9 protein-coding genes are annotated in these 8,867 nt (G+C 49.9%); 6 read left to right on the forward strand and 3 right to left on the reverse strand.

The annotated features are described in order from the left end of the window. Positions 1-3: 3 nt before the first annotated feature. The gene (locus HOK28_19780; protein ID MBT6435346.1) at positions 4-435 is read right to left on the reverse strand and encodes a hypothetical protein; all 432 of its coding nucleotides are present in this window, start codon (positions 433-435) and stop codon (positions 4-6) included. A 322-nt stretch (positions 436-757) separates the two neighbouring features. Here HOK28_19780 and HOK28_19785 point away from each other — a divergent pair, with 322 nt between their 5' ends. The 6 genes from HOK28_19785 to HOK28_19810 all read left to right on the forward strand — a co-directional run bounded on the left by HOK28_19785 (position 758) and on the right by HOK28_19810 (position 7,444). Further along, positions 758-1,603 (forward strand): hypothetical protein, encoded by an 846-nt coding sequence (locus HOK28_19785; protein ID MBT6435347.1) that lies wholly within the window; start codon positions 758-760, stop codon positions 1,601-1,603. A gap of 88 nt (positions 1,604-1,691) precedes the next feature. Further along, a complete protein-coding gene (locus HOK28_19790) occupies positions 1,692-3,173 on the forward strand; it encodes a mechanosensitive ion channel (protein ID MBT6435348.1) in 1,482 nt (493 codons plus the stop codon). A 1-nt stretch (position 3,174) separates the two neighbouring features. Next, the gene (locus HOK28_19795; GenBank protein ID MBT6435349.1) at positions 3,175-4,293 is read left to right on the forward strand and encodes a hypothetical protein; all 1,119 of its coding nucleotides are present in this window, start codon (positions 3,175-3,177) and stop codon (positions 4,291-4,293) included. A gap of 86 nt (positions 4,294-4,379) precedes the next feature. Beyond that, positions 4,380-5,213, forward strand: a complete 834-nt coding sequence (locus tag HOK28_19800) for a MoxR family ATPase (protein MBT6435350.1) — start codon at positions 4,380-4,382, stop codon at positions 5,211-5,213. A 1-nt stretch (position 5,214) separates the two neighbouring features. After that, positions 5,215-6,405, forward strand: a complete 1,191-nt coding sequence (locus tag HOK28_19805) for a VWA domain-containing protein (protein MBT6435351.1) — start codon at positions 5,215-5,217, stop codon at positions 6,403-6,405. Positions 6,406-6,436: 31 nt separating this feature from the next. Further along, on the forward strand, positions 6,437-7,444 hold the full coding sequence (locus HOK28_19810) for a serine/threonine protein kinase (protein ID MBT6435352.1): 1,008 nt from the start codon (positions 6,437-6,439) through the stop codon (positions 7,442-7,444). Here HOK28_19810 and HOK28_19815 read toward each other — a convergent pair. Both HOK28_19815 and HOK28_19820 read right to left on the reverse strand, forming a co-directional pair. Next, entirely contained in the window at positions 7,438-8,439 is a 1,002-nt protein-coding gene (locus HOK28_19815) for a glycosyltransferase (GenBank protein MBT6435353.1), read from the reverse strand. The genes HOK28_19810 and HOK28_19815 overlap by 7 nt on opposite strands. A gap of 9 nt (positions 8,440-8,448) precedes the next feature. Next, positions 8,449-8,867: hypothetical protein (locus tag HOK28_19820; protein MBT6435354.1), on the reverse strand; the 419-nt coding region annotated here is incomplete at its 5' end.

Genomic DNA, 8,867 nt, shown 5'->3' on the forward strand with positions numbered 1-8,867 from the left:
CGTTCAGCCAGGTGAATTGGCGAGTGGGTAAAACCACATCACCGTGGGTTGCCCCACAAGATTCGCAGCAGTTCGCTCTGAACCATCACGGTTTAAAGCAAGAAACTCTACAGGCTCAAGATTTGAAGCCGGCAAAGTTCCGTTAAGGTCGAGCTGCGAGAGATCGATCTCTTCAGGCTCAGTGGTATCTGAGGCATCGGACGGATCATCAGATGAACTCGCATCGCTTGTATCCGTATCCGAGTCGTCAGAACCATCTGACGCATCAGACGCGTCAGAGCCATCTGTCGAGTCTGTTGTACTCGCATCACTTGGATCTTGAGTATCATCAGCCACACTTTGATCCGTTCCCTGATTCTCAGAATCGGCCGGACCTCCTTCATCAGCCGCACAAGCCATCAGGCTTAGCGACAACAACAACACAAACCATCTCACATCAAACCTCCTGGTACAGTGAGTTATAACGCAGTGCTTCATAACGGTTCTTTCCTGATCTCACCATAGCTTGTTCACCTAAATCAACCTCTGCTCAATGCTCATCCGCGACTATTTTGGCGGATAAGGACTCATAATGTGGCGTTTTCGACCGCTCAAGCACCAGTTTTGAAACACACTCCTAAAAAACCTAATAAAATTAACGAATCCGATTAGCGATTCGATTGTAAAACTTTGGCATAACCCATGCAGTTACCTTTACAGCTCAATGGCAGGATGTTCAGCTGCCCGAAAATGCGAAATCTAAAACCGAGAGTTGTAAATGCATTTAATCAAACGCCATCCAGAGTCTTTACCCAACGCTCCTCGCCAGGAGTCACTCTGCGGCCACGAGCATAATCTCCACTTCTCTTTTGCAGGCGGCGCGATACTTTCCTTTTTCAACGTTGGTATCACTCGCTACATTCTCAAGAAGTATGACCGTGACGATGTAAGCCGCGTGTACGGTATTTCGGGCGGTGCCCTCTGCGGACTCTGGTTCCTGGCCAGCCACAACTCCAAGAACTTCGATCTCGTGACCGATACCTACGTTAAAGAGTGGGAAGCCAAGGTTGCCCGTGAAGGTGGCAAAGTCGCTTTGCAACGCTCGCTTCGCTATCACCGCTCACTGCTCTGGCGCTTTTTACCAACCGATGCCTACATCCGCTGCTCTGGCAAATTGCATATTGCCCTGACCCGCGCCCGAACCGGAAAACTCGAAATTATTTCAGAGTTCAATTCCCAAAAGCACCTCATCGATACAGTCATTGCGGCCATGTCGATTCCATTCGTCAATACATGGCGCCCTGTTCGCGTGGACAAGAAGTGGTACCTTGATGCAGGGATGATCACCAATCAGATCACATGCTGCAGCGAAGTGATTTGCTGCTCACCTTTTCCCCAGCTCTTCTCCTTTTGGAAAAAGCCCGAATTTGTGCCCCATCAAAGTATTATGGGCCGCAATCGCCTCATTGATGCCTTTGATCCAGAAACCGACGTTCGCAAGCAGCTCGAAATGGGGTTTGAAGCAGCCAAAACGTATTTTGAAGACCCGTACCAGCAACCTCGCTTAAGTTCCGGTCAACCCCGCGCTATTTTTCCAACACTCCAAACACTCGGTATCTCTTAAGCCAACCCACTCGCTCAGGTTTGCCACTTACGTGGTCTAAGGTTAAGGTCTTCTCCAGCTATAAATGCGACTGCGTAGGAGATTCGTCTTGGGAAAAAGTGAGCAAACAGCTCGAAGAAAATTATTGTGGCCCATCGTTCTCCTATTGGTTTCCGTGCTCCCTACGCTTTACTGGGACTCACTGATTAACGAAATTGGCATCGATGTCATCTCTCAGACCATCAAAATCATTAAATACTCAATTGCCACCGTTGCGTGGTTAAGTGTTGCCTGGCTCGCGGTTCGCTTGGTCGATGTTCTCGTATGGGACGGTTTGGTCGCCCCCCGCCTTGGCGGCAACGTTCCCCGGCTTCTTAAAGATGTCGTCGCGGCCATCATTTTTATCATCGCAGTCACGGGTATCATCGGCGGAGTTTTTAACCTGCCCGTCAGCGGGATCTGGGCAACTTCTGGTGTCGTTGGTTTAGTCGTCGGTCTGGCCGTACAAAGTATGATCTCTGATGTCTTCAGTGGCATCGCCATCAATGTGGATAGACCATTTAAAATTGGTGATTGGATTCGCCTCAACCTCAGAGGCATACCCGATATGATTGGCTGTGTTGAAGAGGTCAACTGGCGCTCCACGCGTATCCGCACCACAGACGGCCTCCGGCATATCGTACCCAACAATCTTATGGGACAGATTATTGTTACCAACCTCTGCGAGCCGGAGCTACGTAGCCGTTTTGAGCTTCTTTTCACACTCGACTTTGAAGTACCGCCAGAGCGCGCTTTACGTATTTTAAACGCAGGCGTTAAAGCGGCCAAAGGCCCTCTCGCCGATCCTGCACCGAAAGCCCGCGTCAACGGCATCACCGAATGGGGTGTAGAATACAAAGTTCGATATTGGCTTTTGCCAGCAGACTTCTCCCCCAACAAAGGTCGCAACGCAGTTTGTTCAAGCATCCTTGAGCATCTTCATCATGCAGGCGTCACTCTGGCCTATCAGAAGCAAGACCTTTACGTGGCTGAAATGCCCAACCGTCAGCTCACCCTTGAAACCGACCAAAAAGCCTTGGTACGGCGAATCGATATTTTCAAATCGCTTGAAGAAAATGAAGTAGAATCCTTGAGTCAGCGCATCACTCAACGCCAATTCAAAACGGGCGACTCCATTGTTAAAAAGGACGACCCAGGCGAGTCCATGTACATCGTCGTTGAAGGCCTGCTCTTCGTCTACGCTGATCTTGAAGGCGATGGCACCACAACCACAAGGGTCGGCAAGCTCATCCCAGGTGACTTCTTTGGCGAGATGTCGCTCCTAACAGGCGAGCCCCGTTCTGCCACTGTCGAAGCCGCCACGGACACGATTGTCTACGAGATTACCCGCTCTGATATCGAGGACCTGCTTGCTCAACGCCCGAAGATAGCCAACCGCATCACTCAAGTGGTTGCGCAAAGACGCGTAAGCAACCTTAAAACTCGGGATAACTTAAGCCACGAAGAACATCATGAAGAAACCAAGAACTTCGCAGACCAGCTACTTGGGAAGATGCGCGGATTCTTCAAAGGGTTGGGAATGGGAGAATAGAATGTTGCGAACATCAACGTCACTTCTTCTTCTCACCTTGTCTCTCTTTGGCTGCCACTCTCATTCAGCTCCTGGACCGCAGAGCATTGCTGAAGTAAAGCCGAGCACTGGACCTCACATTCAATCAACGACCGTATTCTCCTGCTTTGAAAAGGGGCTTATGCGCGCTCCCGATAAGCCTGCAAGCTGTGAGCCCTCCGCCATCGCTGTTCACCATGGCCGAGTAATCCTGGGTAACGATAAACCCATTCCAGGTGATACACGCTCCCCTGTCTTTTCATTAAACTTCGACCAAGGCATTCTGAGCCAACGACCCGATGTGTTTCATACCGAGACTCCTTTCCGCATGGCCCGAAAATACGAAGACTTTACCACCACGCCAGACGGGCGCTGGGCCTTCGCCACCACCGGTTTTGATAGAATCAACGAATCCGATTCTGAGCTAGACGTCTTTAATACGCTTCTCTATTGGCCCGTTGACCGGCCATCTGCAGTAAGCATCGCTCAGATGAGCAGCCGCGACGGACAAGCGAGTTCAGCTGGGTTACGTTCGGAGATGAAACGAGCACTTGCTAATGACAAATATCCAGAGGGACCGCCTTACTGGAAAGTTGAAGCACTTGCCGCTATCCCAGGGAATACGCTTTTGTTTGGCGTCCGCGAAATGGGCAAGAGCTACGAAGAATTTAGTTACTCCACACAGATATTAGCGTTGCCCTACAGCATGGATGAGAACGGCTTCCAAGCGACTGGACCGATTGAACCGGTTTACGCATTCGATACATCGGCTGTTCCCGAAACAGTTGCTATCTCGGGGCTTGAATACGCTCCCGAAACACAAACTCTCTGGCTGCTCACCAGTTTTGAGCTAGACAATACAGCGAGCGGTGTTGGCGGTTATCTTTGGTCTCTCAAGACCACTGGCCTTCCTCTTTCAGGCAAGCCTACCCTTTTACGACAAAACGACGAAAAGCCGCTGAAGTTTACCCACAAATCTGAGGGTGTAGCTCCACTCGACACCCACCGTTTGATGGTTATTCACGATGACGACCGCCGTACAGGCCCTTCACTTGGTCGCGAATTACATCAAGCAGTCCTCCAAATCGTCCAAATTCCTTAGACATTACAGCCTCACAACTCCATACACACCAACGGTGGACAACCGCCCTCGAAGCGGGTTAAACGATAAACTCCAAAGGAGTAACCATGGATACCCCAACGTTCAACGGAACCGACAACTACCTCACATCTGCCGACTTACGAGACACGGTTAATGTAGCCATTGCCCTTCAAAAGCCCCTTCTTATTAAAGGTGAGCCGGGTACCGGCAAAACACTCTTGGCCGAAGCCATTGCAGAAGCACTCGATACAGAGATTTTAGTTTGGAACGTGAAGTCTACGACCAAGGCCCAAAATGGTCTTTACGTATATGACACAGTTCAGCGCCTAAACGACGCGCGATTTGGCGACGGTGACATCACCGACATCAGTAAATATATCAAGTTTGGCCCGCTGGGCGCCTCGTTTCAAAAGGACAAGCGCGTGGTTCTGCTCATCGATGAAATCGATAAAGCCGATATGGAATTTCCAAACGACCTTCTACACGAGCTCGACCGAATGAGCTTCACTGTGAGCGAAACTGGCGAGCATATAAAGGCTGAAAACCGCCCTATCGTCATCATTACGTCCAATAATGAGAAAGAGCTTCCAGATGCATTCCTTCGGCGCTGCGTGTTTCACTACATCGCTTTTCCTGCGAAAGAGCTGATGGAAGATATCGTTAAGGTTCATCACCCGGAGTTAGAAGAGAAGCTTTTAGAGCAGTGCTTGACCCGGTTTTATTGGATTCGTGAGCTCCCGGACATCCGCAAGCGCCCCTCTACAAGTGAGCTTGTAGACTGGATTGCCGCTTTAAGAAGGGCCGGCATCTCTCCCGAAAGCCTCGAGAAGAAACTTCCATTTTTGGGTGTTCTGTTGAAGCGAGAAAATGACATCGCGGAAGTTGAGCAAGGTCCCAAGCAGCGCAGTACAGGCTGGTGATATGTTTTTAGACTTTCTTTTTCATGCCCGGGCAGTTGGTCTCAAAGTCAGTGTGACAGAGTGGATGACACTCATGGAAGCACTCGCTCAAGGTCACGCTCGTTCCGACCTTGCATGCTTCTACCACTTAGGCAGAAGCATCTTGATCAAAAAAGAAAGTCAATTTGACCTTTGGGACCGGGCATTCGCTAGCTACTTCAAAGGCATTGAACATACCTTCGATTTAGACGACGAACTCATGGACTGGCTCTCCAACCCTGTGCTCCCGAAAGAACTCAGCGCAGAAGAACTTGCGAAGCTCCAAGAGCTTGATCTCGATGAACTGCGCAAAAAGTTCGAAGAAACTCTAAAGAAACAAGATGAGCGCCACGATGGCGGAAACCGATGGGTCGGCACTGGCGGCTCAAGCCCATACGGCCACGGCGGTTACCATCCCTCGGGTGTTCGTATCGGCGGACCAGGCGGCGGACGCAATGCTGTGCAAGTTGCCGAGCTTCGCCAGTTTCGCAATTTGAGAAATGACCGGGTCTTGGATACTCGGCAAATCGGTGTCGCCTTAAGGCGTCTTCGCAAGCTCGCCCGTGATACCGGGCCAGAAGAGCTTAGCGTCCCGAAAACCATCGATAAAACTGCTCGCGATGGCGGCGAGATTGATCTGGTCTTCGAACCTCCTCGTAACAACAAGCTTAAGCTTCTTTTACTCATGGACGTTGGCGGCTCCATGGATCCCCACTCCGAACTTTGCGAGCGGTTGTTCAGTGCCGCGCACGCTGCAAGTCATTTCAAAAAATTCGAAGCCTACCAGTTTCACAACTGCGTCTATGAGAATCTGTACACCGATATGCAAGAATATCGCGGCATCATGACTCAGGATCTCCTCAACCGAATCGACCAAACTTGGACTCTAGTGATTGTAGGCGATGCTTGGATGAGCCCTTACGAGCTTACCCATACCGGCGGCGCCATTTACTATTTCCACAACAACGTGGTCCCCGGACTGGAGTGGCTTAAGCGGCTTCGCCAAAAGGTTCCAAAATCGGTATGGCTCAACCCTGAACCCGAAAAATTTTGGGGCAGTGCCAAGAGCATACGCCTGGTTAAAGATGTCTTCCCGATGTACCAATTCTCGGTTGACGGCCTGACAGAAGCAGTGGATTACCTGCGCGGTGCCCATTCGCACCCAATGCATTGAGTCTTGTGGCCCCAAAGGGTAAAGCATCTCCATGACTCAAGACCAAAATATGGACCAACCCTTCGGCACTCATCCGCTGGCCGGGAAATTCAACGACCTCACCCCTGAAAACGTACTGGATGCAGTGGAGGCAGGAGGGCGCCGGTGCACAGGCCGGTTCATCATCCTTAACAGCTACGAGAACCGTGTTTACCAGCTTGAGCTCGATGATGAGACCATGGTGGTGGGTAAATTTTACCGCCCCGGCCGGTGGAGCAAGGAAGCCATTCTCGCGGAACACCGTTTTCTCAAAGAGCTTGAAGAAGTTGAAATCCCTGTCGCGACGCCCATCGATCTCGGCGATGGTGAAACCGTCGGCACCGTGGACGGGATTTACTACTCCCTCTTCCCACGTAAAGGCGGGCGCAATCCAGAAGAGCTTGGCGACGAGCAGGTTCAAATGCTTGGTCGTTTGGTTGGTCGAATTCACAACATCGGGGCTATGGCTCCTGCCCCCGAGCGGATCAACCTAAATCCCACCAGCTATGGCCATGCCAACTTAAACTTCTTATTGGAAAACGACCTGATACCCGCCGAAGCCCGGGAAAACTTCAAGATTACGGTTGAATCACTTCTAATGCGCATTGAACCCATGTTCAATGGCATCAACAACATTAGAATTCATGGCGATTGTCATTTTGGGAATGTTCTCTGGACGCCGGATGGAGCCACCTTCTTAGACTTTGACGATATGGCCAATGGACCGGCTGTCCAAGATATATGGATGCTGGTCCCAGGCTACGACGAACATGCACGGCTTCAACGCGAAGTCCTGATTGAAGCCTATGAATCCTTTCGCGAATTCAATCGCCAAGAGTTGCGTCTTATCGAGCCTCTTCGAGCTCTTCGCTACATCCACTACGCTTCATGGATTGCACGAAGATGGGAAGACCCTATCTTTAAACGAACTTTTGAATACTTTGGCACGGTTCAATATTGGCAAAAAGAAACGCTGGATTTGCGAGAGCAAATTGGGCGTATTGATATGTTGGTTTATTGAGGTTCTCTCATGCCTTCATACATCTGAGCCATCTCAGTCAATCCCGCTATGCGGTATTTTTCGATGTCACGCTCTAAATACCCATACTCTTTGGAAAATGTAGGGCCGCAAGCATGCAAGCAGGTATGGTCGTGGATGATACCTGCTCCTAAACCCATACTAATCACCCGAGAACAGAGAACTCCGTCCTCACTTTGGCTCATAGAGAGTTCAATACCCTCAAAACGATTTACACGGTCAAAAGTCTCCCGCTTGATTGCTGCGCAACAGCCAACGACCGGGCCACGCTCAATCGTCATCCCATTTCGTTCTTCCAGACTATAATGCTCAATATCCGGCTTGGCACCGTTCGTCCGCCAATCTTGAACCACATTCATTCCCAGAAATCCGAAGTCAGGAAAAGCCTCAAAATAATCCAAAAAGATCTGGTCGAAATTCTGCGGCAACTCAATCACATCGTCATCGATTTCAATAATCAAGTCGCCTTTGCAGAGGTCGAAGGCATTGCGGTAAATCTCTAAACCAACATTACTATCTGCTTCATAAACCTCTGTAGCCCCCCCAGCTCGTGCGATCTCAACCGAGTTATCCGTGGAACCATTGTCGACCACCAAGATCTCAACACTATCGTGAGAACTCAATTTCGCATTGATCTGTTCCAAGCAGTCCTTAAGCATCTCTGCCCTATTCCAGGAACAGATAACCACAGAGATCCTAATTCCCGACGCATAATCTTGGGTTACCGAATGAGCAGGCTCTCCACCAGCATTCAACACCTCTCTAATCACCTCTTGGGTTACCGAGCAATGCGGATTAAACTGTTCACAACACTGCCTTAGAATTCGCCAGGCAAGAGCTGGGTAACCATGCTCCAAGCAGTTTTGAGCCGCTTTAAGAAATAGTCTTCGCGAGCCTTTTTCCCGCAGCATCAAGAGCAGCTCTCGTTCAACGTCCCGATTAGAGTTTGAGGCTTCGATTATTTTTCTAGTTAACATTGGCTCGAGCTATCCTCGCCCACATAAGCCGCTTAGCTTGGTATACAGTGAAGCTATCTCAGGGTCATTCGGATGAACTACTAAATATTTACCTACGTATGAATGAATTTCAGCATAACTTTGAAAAGTCGCACCCAGCTCCACGAAGCTTACTAAGCTCGCCCGCATTTTGGGATCGATATCCAGGACTTCACGATAAAGTTGGTAGGCTTCTTGATTTGACTGCCGGGCTTGGCAGCATTTAGCCAGCTCCGCCAGAACATTTACATCGACATCTCGTTCCAAGAAAACTCGCAAGACACTTTCTGCCACATCTAATCGGCCGCAATGACGTAAGAGACTTGCATATTGCGCTACAGCGACTTCGTTGGAAGCGTCTGCATCAAGAGAGATTTTATAATGTTCGATCGCTTTTTCAGGATCACTTT

The sequence above is a fragment of the Deltaproteobacteria bacterium genome, assembly GCA_018668695.1.
In the GTDB taxonomy this organism is placed as follows: Bacteria; Myxococcota; XYA12-FULL-58-9; order XYA12-FULL-58-9; family JABJBS01; genus JABJBS01.

Bases quoted from the DNA above. Each gene is read 5' to 3' on its own strand.
- HOK28_19785 (MBT6435347.1), top strand. From the start codon at position 758: ATGCATTTAATCAAACGCCATCCAGAGTCTTTACCCAACGCTCCTCGC.
- HOK28_19795 (MBT6435349.1), top strand. From the start codon at position 3,175: ATGTTGCGAACATCAACGTCACTTCTTCTTCTCACCTTGTCTCTCTTT.
- HOK28_19800 (MBT6435350.1), top strand. From the start codon at position 4,380: ATGGATACCCCAACGTTCAACGGAACCGACAACTACCTCACATCTGCC.
- HOK28_19805 (MBT6435351.1), top strand. From the start codon at position 5,215: ATGTTTTTAGACTTTCTTTTTCATGCCCGGGCAGTTGGTCTCAAAGTC.
- HOK28_19810 (MBT6435352.1), top strand. From the start codon at position 6,437: ATGACTCAAGACCAAAATATGGACCAACCCTTCGGCACTCATCCGCTG.
- HOK28_19815 (MBT6435353.1), bottom strand. From the start codon at position 8,439: ATGTTAACTAGAAAAATAATCGAAGCCTCAAACTCTAATCGGGACGTT.